The sequence below is a fragment of the uncultured Catenibacterium sp. genome (assembly GCF_900540665.1).
Lineage (GTDB): Bacteria > Bacillota_I > Bacilli_A > Erysipelotrichales > Coprobacillaceae > Catenibacterium.
This window is the reverse complement of the sequence record NZ_UQGV01000002.1, coordinates 1-22,716: the sequence shown is the minus strand read 5'-3', so window position 1 is coordinate 22,716 and position 22,716 is coordinate 1. Positions and strand designations below refer to the sequence as shown.

The 22,716-nt window shown below is 36.3% G+C and carries 20 protein-coding genes and 1 other annotated feature; all 20 genes read left to right on the top strand.

What is annotated here, in order from left to right:
• Position 1: 1 nt before the first annotated feature.
• Positions 2-1,111, top strand: coding sequence for a glucose-1-phosphate adenylyltransferase subunit GlgD (gene glgD, locus QZQ55_RS00635; protein WP_295088607.1), 1,110 nt, complete (start codon positions 2-4; stop codon positions 1,109-1,111).
• The gene (gene glgA, locus QZQ55_RS00630) at positions 1,111-2,541 is read left to right on the top strand and encodes a glycogen synthase GlgA (protein WP_295088604.1); all 1,431 of its coding nucleotides are present in this window, start codon (positions 1,111-1,113) and stop codon (positions 2,539-2,541) included. Before glgD ends, glgA begins: the two co-directional genes overlap by 1 nt.
• Positions 2,542-2,590: 49 nt before the next feature.
• Positions 2,591-2,911, top strand: coding sequence for a hypothetical protein (locus QZQ55_RS00625; protein ID WP_295088601.1), 321 nt, complete (start codon positions 2,591-2,593; stop codon positions 2,909-2,911).
• A 243-nt stretch (positions 2,912-3,154) separates the two neighbouring features.
• Entirely contained in the window at positions 3,155-4,498 is a 1,344-nt protein-coding gene (cysS, locus tag QZQ55_RS00620; protein ID WP_295088598.1) for a cysteine--tRNA ligase, read from the top strand.
• Positions 4,498-4,896 carry a Mini-ribonuclease 3 gene (locus QZQ55_RS00615; RefSeq protein ID WP_295088595.1) on the top strand — a complete coding sequence of 133 codons (399 nt, stop codon included), beginning with the start codon at positions 4,498-4,500 and terminating at the stop codon, positions 4,894-4,896. Before cysS ends, QZQ55_RS00615 begins: the two co-directional genes overlap by 1 nt.
• Positions 4,893-5,618: a 23S rRNA (guanosine(2251)-2'-O)-methyltransferase RlmB gene (gene rlmB, locus QZQ55_RS00610; protein WP_129981649.1), complete on the top strand. Its 726-nt coding sequence runs from the start codon at positions 4,893-4,895 to the stop codon at positions 5,616-5,618. Before QZQ55_RS00615 ends, rlmB begins: the two co-directional genes overlap by 4 nt.
• A gap of 14 nt (positions 5,619-5,632) precedes the next feature.
• Positions 5,633-6,259: a sigma-70 family RNA polymerase sigma factor gene (locus tag QZQ55_RS00605; RefSeq protein WP_295088592.1), complete on the top strand. Its 627-nt coding sequence runs from the start codon at positions 5,633-5,635 to the stop codon at positions 6,257-6,259.
• 48 nt (positions 6,260-6,307) lie between these two features.
• Positions 6,308-6,457, top strand: a complete 150-nt coding sequence (rpmG, locus tag QZQ55_RS00600; RefSeq protein WP_006505734.1) for a 50S ribosomal protein L33 — start codon at positions 6,308-6,310, stop codon at positions 6,455-6,457.
• A gap of 13 nt (positions 6,458-6,470) precedes the next feature.
• Positions 6,471-6,770: a preprotein translocase subunit SecE gene (secE, locus tag QZQ55_RS00595; protein ID WP_295088589.1), complete on the top strand. Its 300-nt coding sequence runs from the start codon at positions 6,471-6,473 to the stop codon at positions 6,768-6,770.
• A gap of 1 nt (position 6,771) precedes the next feature.
• Positions 6,772-7,383, top strand: a complete 612-nt coding sequence (gene nusG, locus QZQ55_RS00590; RefSeq protein ID WP_295088586.1) for a transcription termination/antitermination protein NusG — start codon at positions 6,772-6,774, stop codon at positions 7,381-7,383.
• A 65-nt stretch (positions 7,384-7,448) separates the two neighbouring features.
• Positions 7,449-8,153, top strand: a complete 705-nt coding sequence (locus tag QZQ55_RS00585; RefSeq protein ID WP_215657495.1) for an ABC transporter ATP-binding protein — start codon at positions 7,449-7,451, stop codon at positions 8,151-8,153.
• Between the two features lie 71 nt (positions 8,154-8,224).
• Positions 8,225-11,191: an FtsX-like permease family protein gene (locus QZQ55_RS00580; RefSeq protein WP_295088583.1), complete on the top strand. Its 2,967-nt coding sequence runs from the start codon at positions 8,225-8,227 to the stop codon at positions 11,189-11,191.
• A 127-nt stretch (positions 11,192-11,318) separates the two neighbouring features.
• Positions 11,319-11,762 carry a 50S ribosomal protein L11 gene (gene rplK, locus QZQ55_RS00575; protein ID WP_055234449.1) on the top strand — a complete coding sequence of 148 codons (444 nt, stop codon included), beginning with the start codon at positions 11,319-11,321 and terminating at the stop codon, positions 11,760-11,762.
• Positions 11,763-11,843: 81 nt separating this feature from the next.
• A complete protein-coding gene (gene rplA / locus QZQ55_RS00570; RefSeq protein WP_295088580.1) occupies positions 11,844-12,524 on the top strand; it encodes a 50S ribosomal protein L1 in 681 nt (226 codons plus the stop codon).
• Between the two features lie 5 nt (positions 12,525-12,529).
• Positions 12,530-12,649 (top strand) — a sequence feature (ribosomal protein L10 leader region).
• A 37-nt stretch (positions 12,650-12,686) separates the two neighbouring features.
• The gene (gene rplJ / locus QZQ55_RS00565) at positions 12,687-13,229 is read left to right on the top strand and encodes a 50S ribosomal protein L10 (protein WP_006505727.1); all 543 of its coding nucleotides are present in this window, start codon (positions 12,687-12,689) and stop codon (positions 13,227-13,229) included.
• Between the two features lie 25 nt (positions 13,230-13,254).
• A complete protein-coding gene (rplL, locus tag QZQ55_RS00560; protein ID WP_129981862.1) occupies positions 13,255-13,620 on the top strand; it encodes a 50S ribosomal protein L7/L12 in 366 nt (121 codons plus the stop codon).
• Between the two features lie 61 nt (positions 13,621-13,681).
• Entirely contained in the window at positions 13,682-14,269 is a 588-nt protein-coding gene (locus QZQ55_RS00555; protein WP_040389880.1) for a class I SAM-dependent methyltransferase, read from the top strand.
• A 142-nt stretch (positions 14,270-14,411) separates the two neighbouring features.
• Positions 14,412-18,203: a DNA-directed RNA polymerase subunit beta gene (gene rpoB / locus QZQ55_RS00550; protein ID WP_363128264.1), complete on the top strand. Its 3,792-nt coding sequence runs from the start codon at positions 14,412-14,414 to the stop codon at positions 18,201-18,203.
• Entirely contained in the window at positions 18,203-21,916 is a 3,714-nt protein-coding gene (gene rpoC, locus QZQ55_RS00545; protein ID WP_295088574.1) for a DNA-directed RNA polymerase subunit beta', read from the top strand. The genes rpoB and rpoC overlap by 1 nt, the downstream gene beginning before the upstream one ends.
• 57 nt (positions 21,917-21,973) lie before the next feature.
• Positions 21,974-22,678 (top strand): SDR family oxidoreductase, encoded by a 705-nt coding sequence (locus QZQ55_RS00540; protein ID WP_295088571.1) that lies wholly within the window; start codon positions 21,974-21,976, stop codon positions 22,676-22,678.
• Positions 22,679-22,716: the final 38 nt, after the last annotated feature.

The following is a 22,716-nucleotide window of genomic DNA, read 5'->3' as shown; positions in this document are numbered from 1 at the left end:
AATGGCAAATGTAGTAGGATTAATCAATTTACATACTGATATATCTTTGAAAGGATTGACAGAAAGACGTCCAGTTGCTTCAGTAAGCTTCTTGGGTCGTTATGGTATTATTGACTTCGTATTATCTAACTTTTCAAATTCTAATATTGATAAAGTAGGTATTTTAGTAAAGGAAAAACCAAGATCATTATTAAAACATATTGGTTCTGGTAATGCATGGAACTTCAACTCTAAAAAGGGTGGTATTTCATTATTATATGATGAAAAGTATGCAAACAGCACTATGTACAACCATGACATCAACAATATGTTAGAAAACATTGCATTCTTAGAAAAATCTACTGCTGATTATGTAGTGATTTCTCCAGCACATATTATTACTACAATGGATTTCTCTGATGTTGTAGAAGCACATGAAAAATCTGGTTGTGATGTAACTGTTGTTTATAAGAAGATTAAGAATGCGAATGAAACATTTATTGGTTCTGATTTCTTAAAGATCAAGGACAAGCAGGTTGTTGATTTTGAATTAAATAAAGGTAATCGCAAGGATCGTTCAATCTCACTTGAAACTTATGTTATTAATAGAAAAGCATTAATCAAGATGCTTCATAAGGCACAGACAGTATCTGTATTCTATGATTTAAGAGATACTTTAAATTATCTAAAAGATGAAATGAAAATCAACGCTTATGAATATAAAGGATTTGTGAAGTGCATTGATTCATATGCAGCTTATTTCAAGACATCTCTTGAATTCCTTGATATTGATGTATCAACTCAAGCATTCAAGTCTAATTGGCCAATTTTCACAAATACTAACGATACACCACCTTCAAAGTATCTAAAAGATGCTGAAGTGAAGAGTTCATATATCGCAAACGGTGTATTTGTTGATGGTACTGTAGAAAACAGTGTTTTAGGACGTAATGTTAAGATTGGTAAAGGTGCTGTTGTAAAGAACTCAATCTTATTCAGTGGTTCTTCAGTAGAAGCAGGTGCTCATCTTGAAAATGTCATTATGGATAAGGATGCTAAGGTTAAACATGTAAAAGAACTTCTTGGTGATCCAGCTGATCCATTATACGTTAAAGAAGGTGACATTGTCTAATGAGAATCGTCTTTGCTGCTGGTGAAGCACTTCCTTATATTAAATCTGGAGGACTCGCTGACGTTATCGGTTCTTTACCTAAAGAACTTGTAAAAAAAGGACATGAATGTTATGTCATTCTTCCAAAGTATCAGGATATTAAATACCCTGAATCACTTGAATATGTGACTAACTTCTATTTATGGGTAGGATGGAGAAGATGCTATTGTGGTGTCTTTAAAGCAGTGTATGAAGGTGTGACTTATTTCTTTGTAGATAATGAACAGTATTTCAGAAGACCTGGTTTATATGGTTATGATGATGATTATGAAAGATTCGCATTCTATGACTTTGCAGTTCTTGAATGTTTATCTCGTTTAGATATCATGCCAGATATCTTATCATTACATGATTGGCAGGCCGCAATGATTGCGCCTCTTTATAAAGAAAGATATTGCTATTATGACTATTATGGAAATGTGAAAGTAACTTTCACAATCCACAATATCGCTTATCAGGGTAAATGTGATCCATTCTTATTGAATGACTTGTTCGGTTTAGATAATTACTTATATTACAATGGTAATGTACGTAATGATGATTGCATGAATATGATGAAAGCAGCAATTCTTTATTCAGATGCAATTACAACTGTTTCTCCAACATATGCAAAGGAGATTTTAACAGATGCTTATGGTGAAGGATTACAGAATATCCTTGCTATGCGTCATGATGATCTTTATGGTATTTTAAATGGTATCGACTATGATACAAACAATCCAGAAACAGATCCAAATATCCCTTGCCATTTCAACGCAGAGAGCGTTTATACTGAAAAGGTAAAAGATAAACTAGCATTACAGGCTGAAGTAGGATTACCACAGGATCCTGATGTAGCACTTATTGGTATTGTTACAAGATTAACATGGCAGAAGGGGTTAGACTTGATCCTTAACCGTATGGAAGAACTCTTACAGAGAAAGGTTCAGCTTGTTATTCTTGGTGCAGGTGATAAGAAATATGAAGAACCATTAGAAGAAATTGCTGGATTTGGTAATCCAAAAATTTCATTACAGTTAAAATATGACTTTGGTTTATCATGTCGTATTTATGCTGGATGTGATATGTTCTTAATGCCTTCATTATTTGAACCATGTGGATTGTCTCAGATGATGTCATTACGTTATGGTACAATTCCTATCGTAAGAGAAACTGGTGGATTAAAAGACAGTGTAAAGCCATTCAATGAATTTGATGGTACTGGTACTGGATTTAGTTTTGCTAACTATAATGCGCATGAAATGATGGACATTATTGATTATGCATTACATATCTACTATGATGAAAAAGATCAATGGAATGGTTTGATTTATCGTGCTATGACTGAAAAATTAGACTGGGATCGTTCAGCAGATGAATACTTAAGAGTATTCGGTTCATTACTTGGTTAATACAAAGATGGAGGGGTTCCTCCATCTTTTTCCTTAGGAGATGAGAACTATGAGTATATTAGATAAAGTGAAAGAATTTGCTGAAAGTGAAGAAGTACAAAAGGGTATTCAGAAGGTAAAAGAGAATACAGAAGAAATACTAAGCGAAGAGAACATTAATAAGTGTGCCAATCGTGCGAAAGAGGCAGCAACTACTATTTCTGAATCAGACGCCTATAAGAAAGCAAAAGATGGTATAAAAAAGGTCACAGAGACAGAAGAATTCAAGGATGGTATGAATGATTTAAAGGACTTTGGGGCCAAAAGTCTTTCTCTTACATCCAAGGGACTTGATAAGCTTTCAAAAAAATTAACTGATACAAAGAAATAAGAAAGGCGTTTGTCTTGAAGAATAGACGATAATTTGATATAGTGAAATAAATTATAGATGAGAATGAATAGAACAAGAAGCTTACAGCGAGGATGAGATGGTGCAAGCATCTAGTGGAAGGTTCTAGGATGCACCCATCTGAGTCTTTTTGAAAGAAAGAACGTTTGACTTGCGTTAAGAGTGAAAAGCTATGGTAAGGTGGATTGTCTTTATCATGAGCTTTTTTTATTTGAGGAGGATGTTATGAGATTATTTAACACATTAACAAACAAAAAAGAAGAATTTAAGCCTATTGAAGAAGGTAAAGTTTCTATCTATATTTGTGGTCCTACAGTTTATAATCATGCTCATATTGGGAATACACGCCCAATGATCGTATTTGATGTATTAAGACGTACTTTTGAATATTTAGGGAATGACGTGACTTTTGTATCTAACTATACAGATGTAGATGATAAGATCATCAAAGCCGCTAAAGCAGAAGGTATTACAGAAAAGGAACTCACTGATAAATATATCAAGGCATATGAAGATGTAAGAGCAGGATTAAATATTGAAGATCCTACATATAAACCAAGAGTAACTGAAACTATGCCTGAAATCATTGATTTCATCCAGGCTCTTATTGACAAGGGTTATGCTTATGAAGTAGATGGAGATGTTTATTTCCGTGTCACTAAGGTTAAAGAATATGGCATGTTATCAGGCATTAAAGTAGAAGACCTTATTGCGGGTGCAAGTGATCGTACTCTTTCTGCTGATGACAAGAAGAAAGAAAGTACAACTGACTTCGCATTATGGAAGAAGACAGATGAAGGTATTCAGTTTAATACACCTTGGTCAAAAGGTAGACCAGGATGGCATACTGAATGTGTTGTTATGATCAATAAGTTATTCAAGGATGGTAAGATTGATATCCATGGTGGAGGACAGGATTTAAAGTTCCCTCATCATGAAAATGAAATTGCTCAGTCTATGGCTTATAATGGTCATCCAATCGCAAACTATTGGATGCATAACCAGATGATCAATATCGATGGTGAAAAGATGTCTAAGTCTTTAGGTAATGTTTTATGGGCTAAAGATTTAATTGTAGAATTTGGATGCAATGTATTTAAATGGTTGATGTTATCTACTCACTATCGTAACCCTTTGAATATGACTGATGATGTCATTGCAGGAGTACGTAAAGAAGTATCTAAAGTAGAAAATGCGACTAAGAATGCGTCTTTATATTTACAGGTGAACCATGTTCCTGCTCATGATTATAAGAAGGCAACTGTGGATGCTATGGTGAATGCATTAGAAGATGACTTAAATACTTCACTTGCTTTAACACAGATTCTCGATCAGGTAAAAGTACTCAATCAGGTGATGCGTGTTAGAGAAAAAGACAATGATGTCATTGCGACTGAATATGCAACACTTGTAAAGATGGGTGATGTTTTAGGTTTCTTATTTGAAGGTACAAAGTTAAGTGAAGAAGATATCGCTTTATATGAAGAATGGAATGCTTATAAGAAAGAAAAGAACTTTGATGAAGCAGACCGTGTTAGAAAAGAATTAACTGAAAGAGGCATTCTCTAATGCGTCCAGAGCTAATGAATGCACTTGCTGTCGCTTATTTAGGTGATGCAGTCTTTGAAGTATATGTCCGTGAATATTTACTCACTGAGAAGGGAATTATGAAGCCTCATGAATTACAGAAAGCTTCTATCAAGTATGTCAGTGCTTATGCCCATGCAGGTTTTATGAAATATGCCCTTTCTCAAAATTTCTTCACTGAAGAAGAAGTGCGCTTATTCAAGCGTGGACGTAACTGCAAAGGACATTCAGTAAAGAATAAAACAGTTGTTGTTCATAACCAGTCTTCTGGTTTTGAATCGATGGTTGGACATCTTTATCTCACTAAGCAGACAGAAAGATTAGATGAAATATTTGAATTATTTAAGAAATATGTGGAAGAAGAGGAAGTGACAAAGTGAAAGAATGGATTTATGGTAAAAACACCGTCAGAGAACTATTAACAGGACCAAGACAGGTTTATGAAGTAATGATTCAGAACCAGTCAAAGAATGATGATATTGTGAAGTTGTGTCGCAAGAATAATATAAAAATGAGGATGACGGATAAAAATGGCTTTATTAAACTTGTAGGGAATGTAAACCATCAAGGTGTTATGGCTTTGATTGACGGGTATGACTATACACCTTTAGAAGATATCGTACGTAACATTCCAGAAGGAAAGCAGCCATTATTATTAATGCTTGATGGTATGGAAGATCCTCACAACCTAGGGGCTATTATTCGTACATGTGATGCAATTGGTGTAGATGGTGTTATCATTGGTAAGAAGCGCTCTGTTGGCTTAAATGCGACAGTTGCAAAAGTATCTACAGGTGCTATTGACCATGTTCCTGTTGCACAGGTAACTAATTTATCTCGTACCCTTGATTCTTTAAAGAAAGAAGGATTCTGGGTTGTAGGATGTGAATTAGATAATTCTACAGATTATCGTGCTGTAGATTATAATATGCCACTTGTTCTTGTGATTGGATCAGAAGGATTTGGTATTTCTCGCTTAGTAAAAGAACATTGTGATATGAATGTCATTCTACCAATGGTAGGTCATGTCAATTCACTCAATGCATCTGTTGCAACAGCCGTATTACTTTATCAGGTATATAACTCACGTCATCCTCTCTAAGAGGAGGATGATCTATGGATGATCGTATATTAAGGGAATTAATTTATTTAGCAAGATCCAATGATCCTGTCGCATTGCGTTGCTTGTATTCATTTTATGATGCTTTAGTCAATACAGTGATGAGAAAGATGAAGTATATCTCATCTATGTCTTTAGAAGCACAGGATTTATTGCAGGTAGGGATGATTACTTTTGAAAAAGTTTTCTGGAGTTATCGTGAAGACCAGGATACAACGTTTGAAGTATATGCGAGAAGCTGTATTATTAAGAAGATGCAGTCATTACTTAAGAAGCAATATACTTTCTTCACACGTTATGAAAAGAAAGCCATCTCTCTTGATAGGATTGTGAATTATGAAGATTCACGTACTTATGGTGAATTGATTGCAGATCAAAGAGTGGAGTATTCTCCACAAAAAGCACAGGATTTAGAAAAAGTCTGGGAACTTGTGTATGCGATTATCCAGAATGAGACCTCAGACAGAGATCAGAAAATCTTTCATCTTGTTTTGTTAGGTTATTCTGAAAAAGAGGTCGCATTGATGCTCAATATTTCAATAAAATGTGTTTATAACAGTGTTTATCGTGTGATGACTAAATTAAGAGCACATCCCTTAGGGGAGTTCTTAATTATCAATTGACGATATTGTGTATTTATGATAAATTAATTTAGGTTAAGGAGTGATAAGATGAGAGAAAAAGTAATCTTAGTATGCACGGAATGCTTATCACGTAATTATTCAGTTTATAAGAATAACAGAACAAATGTAAAACGTTTAGAATTACGTAAGTACTGCAAGAAATGCGGTAAGCATACGATACATAGAGAATCAAAATAAGGAGGCTGCATCCATGGACGATAAGGCTAGAAAAGAAAAGCTTAAGCAGGAACGCAAAGAGCTTAGAAAAGCAAAGAAGTTAGAACGTCAAAGACGTTTAGAAGAACAAGAAGATAAGAATCCATTAAAATTCAAAGAATGGTTTTCTCTAAAAGGTATTCGTCAGGAAATTAAGAATGTTCATTGGCTCACAAAGAAAGAATTAGCTCGTGATGCATTTGTAGTACTTGCATTTACAGTAGTTCTTGGAGTTTATTTCTATGGCGCAGATGCATTAATTGCATTAATTTTAAAGACATTGGGGTTAAGTTAATATGGCAGAAGAATTAGAAACTAAAGTAGAAAATACTGAAGAAACACATGATTCCAATAACGAGGGTAGACAGTGGTATGTAGTTAATACATATTCAGGTCATGAAAATAAAGTAAAAGAAAACCTTGAAAAACGTGTTGAATCAATGGGACTTCAGAATATCCTTTTCAATATTGTTATTCCAGAACATGTTGAAACTGAAATCAAGAATGGTAAGAAAGTGAACAAGACAGTTAATATGTTCCCTGGTTACGTTCTTGTAGAAATGGTTATGACTGATGAAGCTTGGTATATTGTCCGTAATACACCAGGTGTTACAGGATTTATCGGTTCATCAGGTGGAGGGGCTAAACCTTTCCCAGTCAATAAGAGAGAATTAGATCCAATCTTAAAGTCAATGGGTATCCAAACTACAGCTGTAGAAGTTGATTTTGTTGAAGGTGATTATGTAGAAGTTCTTGCTGGTCCATTCGCATCTAAGAGTGGTAAGGTAGAATCTATTGATAAAGAAAAAGAAACTGCAACAGTACTTGTTGATTTCTTAGGTAACCTTACTCCTATTGATTTGGAATTAATTCAGCTTAAGAAGATTGAAGAACAGAAGCATGCATAAGCATGTCTTTTTTGTGCTTGAAGATAAAAATGGTATCACTTACAATATTATTAGGAGGGAAATGTATGGATGCATTTATTGAACTAAAGAATGTTGTGAAAAGCTATACTATGGGTGATGTCACTATTTATGCAAATAATGGTGTGAACTTTAAGGTGAATAAAGGTGAATTCACAGTCATAGTAGGTGCCTCTGGTGCCGGTAAAACTACAATATTAAATATGCTAGGTGGTATGGATACACCTACAAGTGGGACTATTCTTGTAGATGGACATAATATTGCGACGTATGATGATAAACAATTAACGGATTATAGAAGAGATGATATTGGATTTGTATTCCAGTTCTATAATCTTGTCCAGAACTTAACAGCATTAGAAAATGTAGAACTTGCTTCTCAGATTTCTAAGGATCCACTCAATTCATTAGATATTCTAGAACGTGTAGGACTTGGAGGACGTAAAGATAACTTCCCAGCACAGTTATCAGGTGGTGAACAGCAGCGTGTGGCCATTGCTCGTGCTATCGCTAAGAATCCTAAATTATTACTCTGTGATGAACCAACAGGTGCACTTGATTATCAGACAGGTAAATCAATTCTTGGCTTGTTAAGAAGCATGTGTGATAACTATGGAATGACTGTAATCGTTATTACACATAACTCGGCTCTTGCCCCAATGGCTGATCAGGTCATTCATCTTAAGAATGGAAAAGTGGAAAAACAGGAATATAATGAACATCCTGAATCCATCGATAATATTGAATGGTAAAAAAGAGATTCTATTGGAAAACCGTCTTTAAGAACATCAGTCAGTCAAAAGGACGTTTTTTCTCCATCTTTATGATTATATTCTTAGGGGCAACTGTCTTTTCAGGACTTAGAAATACCCCTTATACAATGGCTGCAAGTGCTGACGCTTATTTAAATAGTCACAACTATGCCGATCTCACTTATATTGCGACACTTGGCTTTTCTGATGAAGATGTCACAAAGGTAAGAAAACTTAAGGGTGTAAAGAAAGTAGTGCCATGTTACCAGTTTGATGCTTTATTTGCGCATAAAGATGGTAAATCAGGCGTTACTGTGTACTCACAGGAAAAATATGAAAAGTCGATGCTGGATCGTCCTGAACTATTAAAGGGACGTTATCCTAAAAAAGAGAATGAATGTATCATTGATGTCAATCTTGGTAAATATAATTACAAGATGGGACATACAATTGAACTTTCTAATGATAATGGTACAAAGACATATAAGATTGTAGGTATTGTGAACGATCCTCGTTATATTAGTAATGTTGACCGTGGAACTAATACACTAGGTGATGGTACCAACAGTGGGTTTGTAGAAGTATTAAATGAAGGTGCAAGAGAACTTGGTTTAAATAAGAAAGTGGCTGAGTTAAGAAATAATGATCATCTTTATACTTCATTACTTGTAGATGTAGAAGGTACAGAGAAGTACAATATGTTTACATCTGATTATGATAATCTCATTGAAACAGTGAATACACGTGTTAAGAGTACGTTATCTGAAGAAATGAGTGATCAATATGATCAATTAACAGGTAATATGCAGTCGCAGCTAGATGATGCAAAGAGACAGTATGAAGAAGGATATCAAGAATATAAACGCAATCTTGATTCTTTTAATAGTCAGATTTCTCAAGGCAAGATCAAGTTAGCCGAAGCACGTATTCAGTTTTATGAACAAAAGAAGATTTATTTAAAGAAAGCAGCTCAGGTCAGCAATGCGACACAGCAGGCTTATAATGAAACTAAAAAAATAGATCAGGAAATCAAGGCACTTCATGATTCTATTAAAGATACTTTAGGAAATATAAAGGATAAGGATTCTGCTCAGGATGCTTTCACAAAGATCTTGAATGACTTGAATGAAAACTTGAATAACTTCAATAATAAGCTTCAAGGTGTAGGTCAGTTATTAGAAGGACGAATTCAGTTAGAAAAAGCACAATCGAAGTTAGATGAAGCGGAAGCAGAACTTAATATCCAGCAAAGCAAGCTTGAAGTGACAGAAAATAATGCGAAAGTACAGCTTGATGCTGCTAAGGAGCAATTAGATGGGGCAAAAGCACAGATTGACCAGGCACAGCAGCAATTAAATCAGATTCCAAAAGGTGTTCTTTATTCACTCACTAAAAATGAAAATGTGGGTATTGCCTCTTATGAATCTTATAAGCAGGCGATTGCCTCAATTGCTGAAGTATTCCCATTGATCTTCTTCCTAGTTGCCGCTTTAGTATCATTGACTACTATGACACGTATGATAGAAGAACAGAGAAGCTATTGTGGTACATTAAGAGCACTTGGCTATAGCAAGCAGGATGTCATTATGCAATATATTGTTTATGCATTCTTAGCAACATTTTTTGCCTGCATTTTAGGTATTCTTGCAGGAAATCAGGTATTCCCTCGTATTATCTATTTCTTGTTCAAGTACTTAATGTATGGAATGAATCAATCAACTGTTCTTGTCCAGAAATGGTCTATCTCGCTTGTGACTGTTCTTATTTCTGTAGGTGTCACACTACTTGCAACATTAAGTGTCTGTCTTCAGGAACTTGTCTCTACACCATCTGTCTTGATGCGTCCTAAAGCACCTAAAGCAGGTAAGAGAATTTTAATGGAACGTATACCTTTTATCTGGAAACGTCTGAACTTCAATCAGAAGGTGACAATGAGAAACTTATTCCGTTATAAGAAGCGTTTCTGGATGTCTGTGATTGGTATTGCAGGATGTACAGCACTTATTATGCTAGGGTTTGGTGTTAAAAACAGCTGTTCAAAGATCATTCCTTCACAATATGTCGAAGTATATAAGTATGATGCATTGATTAAATTGAACAGTAATATAGAAGACATAAAGAAAGTAGAAAACAAGATCAAGCGTATTGAAGGTGTGCATAATTTGACAGGTGCTTATCGTCAGAACGTTACAGTACTTGGTAATAGTGAAGATTACTATAGTACGATGATTGTCTATGATAATGCGGATGAGATTAAAAGCTTTATTAACTTCAAGGATTATAAGACAAAAAAGAAAATCATCTTGAGTGATGATGGTGTTGTTATTTCACAAAAGCTTGCGGAAAAGCTTGGCGTGAAAAAAGGGGAGAATATGACTTTCTCTTATGACAATACAAAATATACAGTGAAGGTGTCCAATATTGTTGAACATTATGTCAATCATCAGGTATACATGAGTAAGACATTCTATGAAAATCTAACTGGTATGAAATCATCTGCTTCTATTCTTTATGTTGATATGAATACGAAGAAGTCCAATATCAAGACATTAAAGAATTACCTGGATCATCATGATATAGGCAGTATGGAGCGACTTACAGCCACACTTGATGAATTCCAGCAGAGAATGTCTTCGCTTAATATTATTGTTGCAATATTATCAGGATGTGCTGCATTGTTATGTTTCATCGTTCTTTATAACTTAACTAATATCAACATTGGTGAACGTAAAGGTGAAATTGCGACAATCAAGGTATTAGGTTTCCGTCGAAAAGAATATTGTGACTATATCTTTAGAGAAAATATCATTCTTTCTCTTATTGGAGCATCGTTTGGTATGTTCTTTGGCTATTTCCTTCATCGTTTTGTAGTATTAACGGTAGAAATGGATAATATGTTATTTATCCGTACAATGCCGCTTTATATCTATTTAATTGCATTTGGTATGACAGTCGGCTTTACGATTATCATCAATTTAGCTATGCGTCATATCCTCGATCAGGTTGATATGGTTGAGTCTTTAAAATCCATTGAATAAAAAAGTCAAAAAAATTAAAAAAGCATTGATTTTTGCTTTGTATTATGTATAATTGGTAATCGACGCATGGCGTCAAATGCGTGGGAGGGCTTTTGCCCAAACGAACCACAGCACGGACAATATTTTAATGGAGGTGTGTACCGTGGCAAAAAATGGTAAAAAAGTAGTAAGAATTATGAAGATCCAGTTCCCAGCAGGTGGTGCTAAACCAGGACCAGCTCTAGCAGGTGCAGGAATTCAGATGCCAAAATTCTGTACAGCATTCAACGATCAGACTAAAGATCGTCATGGTGAAACTGTACCAGTAGTTTTGACTGTTTATGAAGACAAGAGCTTTGATTTCGTATTAAAGACAGCTCCAGCTGCTGAAATGATCAAGAAGGCTTGTGGTATCAAGAAAGCTGCAAGTGATTCAAAGCAGACTGTTGCTACTCTAAGTGCTGACAAGTTAAAGGAAATCGCAGAATACAAAATGCCAGACCTTAACGCTAATGATTTAGAAGCAGCAATGAAGATCGTTGCTGGAACAGCACGTAACATGGGTGTCAAAGTAGAAGGCTTAGACGCTTAATTAATTAGCAATCTGATGGAGTTGAATTCCGTCATTACAGTGGGAGGTCTATCCGTTAAGACCACTTAAGGAGGAAAGAAAATGTCAAAAAAAGGAAAGAAATATGTAGAAGCTGCTAAGCAGATTGAAGCTGGCAAGCTATACTCAATCGAAGAAGCAATCGAATTAGTTAAGAAGACTAATACTGCTAAATTCGATGCAAGTGTTGATGTTGTATTCAAGTTAAACCTTGATACTAGACATGCAGATCAGCAGTTACGTGGAGCTATCGTGCTTCCTAACGGAACTGGTAAAACAAAGAGAGTTTGTGTTATCGCTGAAGGTCCAAAGGCTGAAGAAGCTAAAAATGCTGGTGCTGACGTAGTTGGCGGCCAGGAAATCTTAGATGAAATCGCTAAGGGATGGTTAGAGTTCGATGTTATGATCGCTACTCCTGATCAGATGCCTAAGCTTGGTAAATTAGGACGTGTTTTAGGTCCTAAGGGATTAATGCCAAACCCTAAGACTGGTACAGTAACTATGGATGTTGCTAAAGCAGTTAATGAATCTAAGGGCGGTAAAGTTAATTATAGAACTGATAAAGATGGTAACGTACATCTTCCAATCGGTCGTGTATCATTCGACAGCGCTAAGCTAGTTGAAAACTATGAAGCTATCCATGCTTTATTATTAAGAATCAGACCTTCAGTAGTTAAGGGAACTTACGTTAAGAACTGCGTAGTTTCATCTACAATGGGTCCAGCAGTAAAAATTGCTGCTTAATTATTAATGCCGCAATCAATATACCGTAGACAGTAACTGACGCAAGTCTCAATTTGTTACCGAGGGATATTGTCATGTATCAAATGACAAACTCCTAGGTAATCTAGGAGTTTTTATATAACGAGTATATTGTTGCAATAAAATTTTTATGGAGGTGTAACAATGGCTAACGAAAAAGTATTAGTCGCTAAACAGGCAGTCATCGACGAAATCGCTGATAAGTTAACAAACGCTCAGTCAGTAGTAGTTGCTGAATACCGTGGCTTAACTGTTGATGAAGTTACTGAACTTCGTCGTGCTTTAAGAGCTGAAAACGTTGAACTTAAAGTTTATAAGAACAAATTAGCTCTTCGTGCTACAGAAGCTTGTGGTAAACAGGAATTAGATGAATTCTTAACTGGTCCAAACGCTATTGCATTTGGTCATGATGACGCTGTTGCTCCAGCTAGAGTACTAGCAAAATTTGCTAAGGATCACGAAGCTCTTGTAATCAAGACTGCAATCGTTGAAGGCAAATTATTGAGCAAAGAAGAAGTTATGGAACTTTCAAAGTTACCAAACAAAGAAGGTATGTTATCAATGTTATTGGCTTGCTTAAAGGCACCAGTATCAAAAGTTGCTAGAGCTGTTAAGGCTGTAGCTGACAAAGAAGCAGAAGGATCTGCAGAAGAAGCAGCTCCTGCAGAAGCAGAAGCAGCTGCTTAATATCGAAATAAAGGAGAATATTAAAATGGCAAAGTTAACAACTGATGAAATCTTAGCTTACTTAGAAGAAGCTACAATCTTAGAATTAAATGAATTAGTAAAAGCAATCGAAGAAAAATTCGACGTTACAGCTGCTGCTCCAGTTGCAGTTGCTGCTGCTGCTGAAGAAGAAGGACCTGCTGCTAACGTAACAGTAATCCTTAAGGAAGTTGGACCTACAAAGGTTAAAGTTATCAAGGCTGTTAGAGAAATCACTGGTTTAGGACTAGTTGAAGCTAAGGGCTTAGTTGACAAGGTTCCATCTGAAATCAAGAAAGACGTACCAGCTGAAGAAGGTGCTAAGTTAAAGGAAACTTTAGAAGCTGCTGGTGCTGTTGTTGAATTAAAGTAATTTAATACAAACACAATTTTAAAAGCCCTATCTTAGGGCTTTTTTCTTATGAGGAATGAGAATGTCACACTATTATACAAATGATGAAATAGAAAGCAGACCTTCAATGATTCATTTTGATTTTCAAGGACATTCTATTGACTTTCATAGTGACCGTGGTGTTTTCTCTAAGGATAGTGTAGATTTCGGCTCAAGAACTCTACTTGACACCGTTAATCTAGAAGGTGTAAAATCAGTATTGGATGTTGGGTGTGGATATGGTGCATTAAGCATCAGCCTGAAGATGGTTTATCCAGATGTTACATTTGATATGGTAGATGTCAACAGACGTGCAATGGATCTTGCTAAACGCACAATTGAAGATTATCATCTTGAAGATATGCATGTTTATGAAAGTAATGCATATGATCAAGTAGAGAAGACATTTGATATGATCATCTCTAATCCGCCAATTCGTGCAGGCAAGAATGTTGTGACGACTATTCTTAAAGAAAGTTATTCACATTTAAATAAGAATGGCCGCCTTGTGATTGTAATTCAAAAGAAGCAGGGTGCACCAAGCGCTAAGAAATGCATGGAAGAAGTTTTTGGAAATGCGGAAATATTGAAGCGAAACAAAGGCTATTATATAATTCAATCAATTAAATAATGATAATTAGGGAAATTGTATAAATTTCCCTTTTTGGGTTGACACAAATGTACCCTTATGCTAGTATACTAAAATGCCTACTCATGTATAAAAGCAGGTCATTTTGACCCTTTTTAGCTTGCAGATAGAGATTAAAAAAGGAGTGGAACGGATTTTGGAAAAGAATGTAAGAACTGCAGAAAGCCGCATTAAGCGACGCAATTATTCTCGTATTAGTGGTTCTTTGAAACTACCTAACCTTGTCGAAATTCAGACAGATTCATTTAAGTGGTTTCAGGAAAAAGGTATAAGAGAAGTATTTGAGGATATTTATCCTATCACAAATTTTAACGACACATTATCATTGGAGTTTGTTGATTGTCGTTTTGATGAGCCTAAGTATGATGCAGATGAAAGTAAAGAAAGAGATGCAGTCTATGCAGCTCCTTTGCGTGCTACTTTACGTCTTGTAAACAAGAAAACTGGAGAAATCAAGACAAGTGAAGTATTTATGGGTGATTTCCCATTAATGACAGATTCAGGTACATTTGTTGTTAATGGTGCAGAACGTGTTATCGTTTCACAGTTAGTTCGTTCTCCAGGAGCTTATTTTGGTAATGGAACAGACAAGATTGGTAAGACTGTCTTCAATGGACAGGTTATCCCATCTCGTGGTACTTGGCTTGAATTTGAAAATGATGCCAAGGATGTTCTAAATGTTCGTATTGACCGTCAGAAGAAGATTCCAGGTACTATTCTTTTACGTGCTCTAGGACTTTCTTCAAATGAAGATATTATTGAAGTTTTCGGAGAACACCAGTTCCTCTACAATACATTTGAAAAGGATCCAACACATAACACTGATGATGCGTTGATGGAAATTTATAGTAAATTGAGACCAGGTGAACCAGCTACTTTAGATGGTGCTAACTCTTTACTATTTGCGCGTTTCTTCGATCCAAAACGTTATGATTTAGCAAAAGCAGGTCGTTTTAAGCTACGTAAGAAGTTAAGCTTATTAGATCGTATTGCTGATCGTGTTCTTGCCGAAGATGTTGTTGACGTTGATGGTAATGTTGTAATGACAGAAGGTACTAAGATTACTAAAGATAAACTAGAAATCTTAAAGCCAGTATTTGAAGCAGGTGCACATACAAGAGAAATTAAAACAAATGAAAATATGCATTCTAACCATACTATTCAGGTTTTAGATGTATATACAGATGAATCAAAATCTATCAAGATGAGAGTAATCGGTACTGATCTTTCATTAGATAGTAAGTTTGTCACTATTTCAGACTTTATTGCTGCATATTCATATATGCTTAACCTTGTTGATATCTATGATTCTCAGGACTTAGCAGCTGAAGACAGAGTGTCTTTAATGAGCCGTATTGGTTTATTAGATGATATCGATCATTTAGGTAACAGACGTGTTAGAACTGTTGGGGAATTAGTTCAGAACCAGTTCCGTATCGGTTTATCACGTATGGAAAGAGTAGTTAAGGAAAGAATGTCTTTAGCTGAAGATGATTCTATGACTCCACAGTCATTAACAAACATTCGTCCATTAACTGCTGCAATCAAAGAATTCTTTGCAAGTTCACAGTTATCTCAGTTCATGGACCAGATCAACCCACTTGCCGAATTAACAAACAAGAGACGTCTTTCTGCCTTAGGTCCTGGTGGTTTATCAAGAGACCGTGCAGGTTATGAAGTACGAGACGTCCATCCATCACACTATGGTAGAATCTGTCCAATCGAAACACCAGAAGGTCCTAACATCGGGTTGATTTCTACACTTGCATCTTATGCAAAAGTAAATGAATATGGATTTATTGAAACTCCATATCGTAAAGTAAATAACTGTGTTATTGACGAAGATGATATTCGTTATTTAACAGCAGATGAAGAAAAGAACTATATTATTGCCCAGGCAAAAGTTAAGACTGATGAAAATGACCGTATCATTGATGAACAGGTTATCTCACGTCATTTAGGTGAAAACATTATGGCTAAGCCAGAAGAAATCGACTATATCGATATCTCACCTAAACAGATCGTATCAGTAGCATCTTCATGTATCCCATTCTTGGAAAACGATGATGCGACTCGTGCCCTTATGGGATGTAACATGCAGAGACAGGCTGTACCTCTATTAAATCCACATGCTCCTTATGTAGGAACAGGTATGGAGTTCCAGGCTGCAAGAGACTCTGGTGCTGCAATTGTTGCGAAAGAAGAAGGAACTGTTAAATATGTTGACGCTAAGAAGATCATTGTTGAAGGTGAAAGCGGCGAAAAGACATATAAGTTATTAAAGTTCACTGTATCTAACGCTGGTACATGTATCAACCATCGTCCAATTGTTATGGCTGGTGATCATGTTCTTAAGGGTCAGGTTCTTGCTGATGGACCAGCTATGGAACAGGGTGAATTAGCATTAGGACAGAACGTTCTTGTAGGTTTCATGACATGGAATGGTTATAACTACGAAGATGCTGTCATCATGAATGAAAAGCTTGTAAAAGAAGACTACTATACTTCTATCCACATTCAGGAATATACAATTGAATGTCGTGATACAAAGTTAGGCCCTGAAGAAATTACTAGAGATATTCCTAACGTAGGTGAAGATGCACGTTCTAACTTAGACGAAAACGGTATTATCCGCGTTGGTGCTGAAGTTAAGGAAGGCGATATCTTAGTTGGTAAAGTCACTCCTAAGGGACAGGCAGAATTATCTGCAGAAGAAAAACTATTATTAGCTATCTTTGGTGAAAAATCTAGAGAAGTTAAAGATAACTCATTAAGAGTACCACATGGTGGTTCTGGTATCGTTCATCGTATCAGAGTATTTACTCGTAGAGGTAAAGATAGAAAAACTGAAAATCAGTATGGTGAAGCAAACTCACTTGCTTATAAGGAAGTTGAAAGAGACGATTTACAGCCAGGTGTAAATAAAGTTATCAAAGTATATATCGTTCAGAAGCGTAAGATTTCTGAAGGGGATAAGATGTCAGGTAGACACGGTAACAAGGGTGTCATCTCTAAGATCTTACCAACAGAAGATATGCCTCACTTACAGGACGGTACTCCACTTGATATCATGCTTAACCCATTAGGTGTACCATCTCGTATGAACATCGGTCAGGTATTAGAATTACACTTAGGTTATGCCGCTAGACAGTTAGGTGGTCAGTATTTCGCAACTCCAGCCTTTGATGGTATCAATTCTAAGGACTTAGAAAATATCATGAAGGAAGCTGGTATGCCAGAAAATGGTAAACAGAAAGTTATTTCTGGTAAAACTGGTGAATATTTCGATAACGAAGTATCAGTTGGTATCATGTACATGATCAAGTTATGTCACATGGTTGATGATAAGTTACATGCAAGATCAGTTGGTCCTTACTCACTTGTTACTCAGCAGCCACTTGGTGGTAAAGCTCAGAACGGTGGTCAGAGATTCGGGGAAATGGAAGTATGGGCACTTGAAGCTTATGGTGCAGCATATACATTACGTGAAATCTTAACAGTTAAGTCAGATGACGTTGTAGGACGTGTTAAGACTTATGAAGCAATTGTTAAGGGACAGAAGTTACCTGAACCAGGATTACCTGAATCATTCAGAGTATTAAAGAAAGAATTACAGGCATTGGCATTAGATATTCGTCTATTAGATGATGACGGTAATGAAATCAATGTAGGTAATATCGAAGATGAAGATCGTCGTTTCCCTCGTTCATTCGATGCGCCTAAGAAGCCAAAAGAAGATGAAGAAAATGATGATAAAGAAGAAAAAGAAGATGAAGAAGTTGACACTCACGAAGAATTCGTTGCCGAAGGTGAAGATGATATCGTAGAAGACAGCTTCGATGATGATGAAGCTCCAGAATCAGTCGATGATATTATCGAAGGATTATTTGGAAAAAGCGGTGAGGAGGAAGAATAATGGCAGAGAATAATAATTTTTCAGCAATTCAGATCGGTTTAGCCTCTCCTGAGAAGATTCGTGAATGGTCATATGGCGAAGTCAAAAAACCTGAAACAATCAACTATCGTTCACAGAAGCCTGAAAAAGATGGTTTATTTTGTGAAAGAATCTTTGGTCCAACAAAGGACTGGGAATGTGCTTGTGGTAAATATAAGAAAGTAAGATATAAAGGTGTTGTCTGCGACCGTTGTGGTGTTGAAGTAACTCGTTCTTCAGTAAGAAGAGAAAGAATGGGTCATATCGAATTAGCAACTCCAGTTGCACATATCTGGTATTTAAAGGGAGTTCCATCTCGTATGGGACTCATCCTTGATATGTCTCCTAAACAGTTAGAAGAAATCATCTACTTCGTATCTTATGTTGTTACTGATAAAGGTTCTACACCACTTGAATACAAGCAGGTATTATCTGAAAGAGATTATCGTAACTGTGTTGAAAAGTTCGGTGGTCAGTTCCAGGCTAAGATCGGTGCAGAAGCCATCAAAGTATTATTACAGAAGGTTGACTTAGATGCTGAACTTGAAGATGTAGAAAATCAGTTAAAAGAAGCTCAGGGTCAGAAGAGACAGAAGTTATTAAAGAGACTTGAAGCAATCGATGCATTCAGAAGCTCTAATAACCAGCCAGAATGGATGATCATGGATGTTCTTCCAGTTATTCCACCTGATTTAAGACCAATGCTTCAGCTTGACGGTGGTCGTTTTGCGACAAGTGACTTAAACGACTTATATAGACGTGTTATCACTCGTAACAACCGTTTAAAGAAATTATTAGAATTAGGTACACCTAGCATCATCGTACAGAACGAAAAGCGTATGCTTCAGGAATCTGTAGATGCTTTAATCGATAATGGTAGACGTTCTAAACCTATTACAGGTGCTGGAGGAAGAGCATTAAAATCTCTTTCACATACACTTAAAGGTAAGCAGGGACGTTTCAGACAGAACTTACTTGGTAAGCGTGTAGACTACTCTGGACGTTCAGTTATCGCTGTAGGACCTACATTAAAGATGTACCAGTGTGGTATTCCAAGAGAAATGGCTGTTAACTTATTTAAGCCATTTGTTATCTCTGGATTAGTAAGAAACGAATTAGCAACTAATATCAAAGCTGCTGAACGTATGATTGATAAGATGGATGATAAGATCTGGCCAATCGTTGAAGATGTTATCAAACATCATCCAGTATTACTTAACCGTGCCCCTACATTACATAGATTAGGTATCCAGGCTTTCGAACCTAAACTAGTAGAAGGTCGTGCAATCCGTCTTCACCCATTAGCTTGTCCAGCATTCAATGCCGACTTCGATGGTGACCAGATGGCCATCCATGCACCATTAGGTGAAGAAGCAATCCAGGAAGCAAGACAGTTAATGCTTGGTTCTAGAAATATCCTTGGTCCAAAAGATGGTAAACCTATCGTTACTCCATCACAGGACATGGTGCTTGGTAACTATTACTTAACAACAGAAAAAGCAGATCAGATTGGTGAAGGTACAGTATTCGCTGATGTAAACGAAGTATTAATGGCTTATTACAATAAGACTGTTAACTTACATACAAGAATTGCGATTCGTGCTGCTGCTTTAAAGAATAAGACATTCACTGAAGAACAGAACAACATGTACTTAGTCACTACAGTTGGTAAGATCATCTTCAACCAGATCTTTGAAGGTGAATTCCCATACTTAAATGATCCAGATAAGGCAAGTTTAAAGGCTACTCCAATGAAGTACTTCTTACCTTATGGTACAGATATCAAGGCTCACATCAAAGCTCAGCCTTTAATCAAGCAGTTCACTAAGAAGACTCTTGGAGCAATCATTGATGAATACTTCAAGATTTGTCCAATTGATGAAATCCATGTCATGCTTGATAGATTAAAGAACCAGGGATTCTATTACTCAACTATCGCTGGTATTACAGTATCTGCTTATGATATTCAGATTCCTCAGGATAAATATCATTTATTCGATGATGCTGATGAACATCTTGAAGTCATTAAGAAGTTATACAACAAAGGTAAATTAACAGAACATGAACGTTATACTGCCGTAATCAAATTATGGAATGACGTTAAAGAAGAAGTTACTGGTATCGTTAAAGAAGAGTTCGAAGCTGATCGTGATAACCCAATCTTCATCATGTCAGATTCAGGTGCCCGTGGTAACATCTCTAACTTCACTCAGCTTGTAGGTATGCGTGGATTGATGAGTAACCCTAAGGGTGAAACTATCGAACTTCCTATCAAGTCTGCCCTTCGTGAAGGTTTAACTGCATCAGAATTCTTCATTTCTACACATGGTGCTCGTAAAGGTTCTACAGATACAGCCTTAAAGACTGCCGATTCAGGTTACTTAACAAGACGTCTTGTCGATGTAGCACAGGAAGTTATTATCACAGAAGACGATTGTCATACTGATAAGGGATTCGAAGTATCTGAATTAATTAATACAGCTGATGGTAACGTAATCGTACCGTTAGTAGATAGACTTGTTGGTCGTACTTCATTAAAGGACATCTGTGATCCAGCAACTGGTGAAATCATTGTCCATGCAAATGAATTAATGACTGAAAAATCAGCAAAAGCTGTTGCGGATGCTGGTATTAAGACAGTTGAAATTAGAAACATCTTCGGATGTAAATCTAAGACAGGTATCTGCCGTAAGTGTTATGGTCTAAACCTAGCAACTGGTCAGGAAGTATTACTTGGTGAAACAATCGGTATCATGGCTGCACAGTCAATCGGTGAACCAGGTACTCAGCTTACAATGCGTACATTCCACATGGGTGGTGTTGCCGGTGACGCCGATATCACTCAGGGTCTTCCTCGTATCCAGGAATTGTTTGAAGCACGTGTTCCAAAGGCTAAATCAATTATTTCTGAAATCAATGGACATGTTTCATCAATTACAACTCAGGGTGACCACAACAACCAGCGTTCAGAAGTTACTGTCGCAAATGATCTTGAAACTAAGACTTACTTAACACCAATTGGTGCAAAAGTAGCAGTTTCAGAAGGAGATATTGTTGAACCAGGTGATAAGATCACAGAAGGTTCTATCTCTCCAAAAGAATTATTATCTGTTGCATCTGCAGAAGCAGTAGAAAAGTATATCTTAAAAGAAGTACAGCAGGTATATAGATTACAGGGTATCGAAATTTCTGATAAGCATATCGAAATCATCATTCAGCAGATGATGAGAAGAATGAAGATCGTAGAAGGTGGCGATACAACTGCATTACCTGGATCACATGTTTCAGTTAAGAACTTCACTGAATTAAATAGACAGGTTCTTAAGGAAGGTAAGCATCCAGCTGTTGGTAGACCAATCTTACTTGGTATCACTAAGGCTTCATTAGAAACAGATTCATGGTTATCAGCTGCATCATTCCAGGAAACTACTAGAATTCTTACTGATGCTGCCATCAGAGGTAAAGTAGATAATCTTAAGGGTCTAAAGGAAAACGTTATTATCGGTAAGCTATTACCAGCAGGTACTGGCTTAAGAGGACCTTTAAAGTCTGAAGAAACAATCAAGAGAGAGGAAGAAGAAGCTCTTCAGCAGGCTGAACTTGAAAAATCAAGAGAAGAAGCTGAAAACTTCACTCCTGACTCTGCAATGTTTGATGAAGAAGAAGAATTTGTAACTTCTCATCATGATGCTTAATTTATAAGAAACACTATGGACATAAGTCCATAGTGTTTTCGTATATAAGGAGGAAATATGGAGTTTAAGGATAAAGTTGTTGTTGTCACTGGTGGGGCACATGGAATAGGAAAAGCAATAGTAGAAGATTTTAGAAAACAAGGTGCTTTAGTAGAAGTAATCGATAAAGCACAAGGAAATCACTATGTAGGAGATATTGCGAGTAAAGAAATTCTAGAATCATTTGTATCTTATGTATTAGAAAAACATGGACATATTGATTATCTCATTACTTTACCGATGATGAAGGGTATTGATGAATGCAGTAATGAAGAATTTCAATATGCTTTATCTGTAGGAGTTACTGCACCGTTCTATCTCACAAAGTTATTCAAGGATTCATTTAATAAGGATGCTGTAATTATCAATATTTCGTCTTCTAGAGACCGTATGAGTCAAGCCAATACAGAAAGCTATACTGCAGCAAAAGGAGGCATAGCGGCCCTTACACACGCTCTCATGATGAGTCTAAGAGGTCGTGTAAGAGTCAATTCTATTTCACCAGGATGGATTGACACTCATGGTCATACATATACTGGTCCTGATGCATATCAACAGCCATCTGGAAGAGTAAGAAATCCCCAAGATATATCGTCTATGGTCTTATTTTTATGTTCATCCAAAGCTTCATTTGTCAACGGTGAGAATATCTGTATTGATGGTGGAATGACTAAACAGATGATCTATCATCAGGATTATGGCTGGTATTTAGACGATAAGTAGATAATTTAAAGAAAAAATCAAAAAAAGTTGTTGACGAG

Excerpts from the sequence above, each read along its gene's own strand:
- glgD (WP_295088607.1), top strand. The coding sequence starts at position 2 with ATGGCAAATGTAGTAGGATTAATCAATTTACATACTGATATATCTTTG.
- glgA (WP_295088604.1), top strand. The coding sequence starts at position 1,111 with ATGAGAATCGTCTTTGCTGCTGGTGAAGCACTTCCTTATATTAAATCT.
- QZQ55_RS00625 (WP_295088601.1), top strand. The coding sequence starts at position 2,591 with ATGAGTATATTAGATAAAGTGAAAGAATTTGCTGAAAGTGAAGAAGTA.
- cysS (WP_295088598.1), top strand. The coding sequence starts at position 3,155 with ATGAGATTATTTAACACATTAACAAACAAAAAAGAAGAATTTAAGCCT.
- QZQ55_RS00615 (WP_295088595.1), top strand. The coding sequence starts at position 4,498 with ATGCGTCCAGAGCTAATGAATGCACTTGCTGTCGCTTATTTAGGTGAT.
- QZQ55_RS00605 (WP_295088592.1), top strand. The coding sequence starts at position 5,633 with ATGGATGATCGTATATTAAGGGAATTAATTTATTTAGCAAGATCCAAT.
- rpmG (WP_006505734.1), top strand. The coding sequence starts at position 6,308 with ATGAGAGAAAAAGTAATCTTAGTATGCACGGAATGCTTATCACGTAAT.
- secE (WP_295088589.1), top strand. The coding sequence starts at position 6,471 with ATGGACGATAAGGCTAGAAAAGAAAAGCTTAAGCAGGAACGCAAAGAG.
- nusG (WP_295088586.1), top strand. The coding sequence starts at position 6,772 with ATGGCAGAAGAATTAGAAACTAAAGTAGAAAATACTGAAGAAACACAT.
- QZQ55_RS00585 (WP_215657495.1), top strand. The coding sequence starts at position 7,449 with ATGGATGCATTTATTGAACTAAAGAATGTTGTGAAAAGCTATACTATG.
- QZQ55_RS00580 (WP_295088583.1), top strand. The coding sequence starts at position 8,225 with ATGATTATATTCTTAGGGGCAACTGTCTTTTCAGGACTTAGAAATACC.
- rplK (WP_055234449.1), top strand. The coding sequence starts at position 11,319 with ATGGAGGTGTGTACCGTGGCAAAAAATGGTAAAAAAGTAGTAAGAATT.
- rplA (WP_295088580.1), top strand. The coding sequence starts at position 11,844 with ATGTCAAAAAAAGGAAAGAAATATGTAGAAGCTGCTAAGCAGATTGAA.
- rplJ (WP_006505727.1), top strand. The coding sequence starts at position 12,687 with ATGGCTAACGAAAAAGTATTAGTCGCTAAACAGGCAGTCATCGACGAA.
- rplL (WP_129981862.1), top strand. The coding sequence starts at position 13,255 with ATGGCAAAGTTAACAACTGATGAAATCTTAGCTTACTTAGAAGAAGCT.
- QZQ55_RS00555 (WP_040389880.1), top strand. The coding sequence starts at position 13,682 with ATGTCACACTATTATACAAATGATGAAATAGAAAGCAGACCTTCAATG.
- rpoC (WP_295088574.1), top strand. The coding sequence starts at position 18,203 with ATGGCAGAGAATAATAATTTTTCAGCAATTCAGATCGGTTTAGCCTCT.
- QZQ55_RS00540 (WP_295088571.1), top strand. The coding sequence starts at position 21,974 with ATGGAGTTTAAGGATAAAGTTGTTGTTGTCACTGGTGGGGCACATGGA.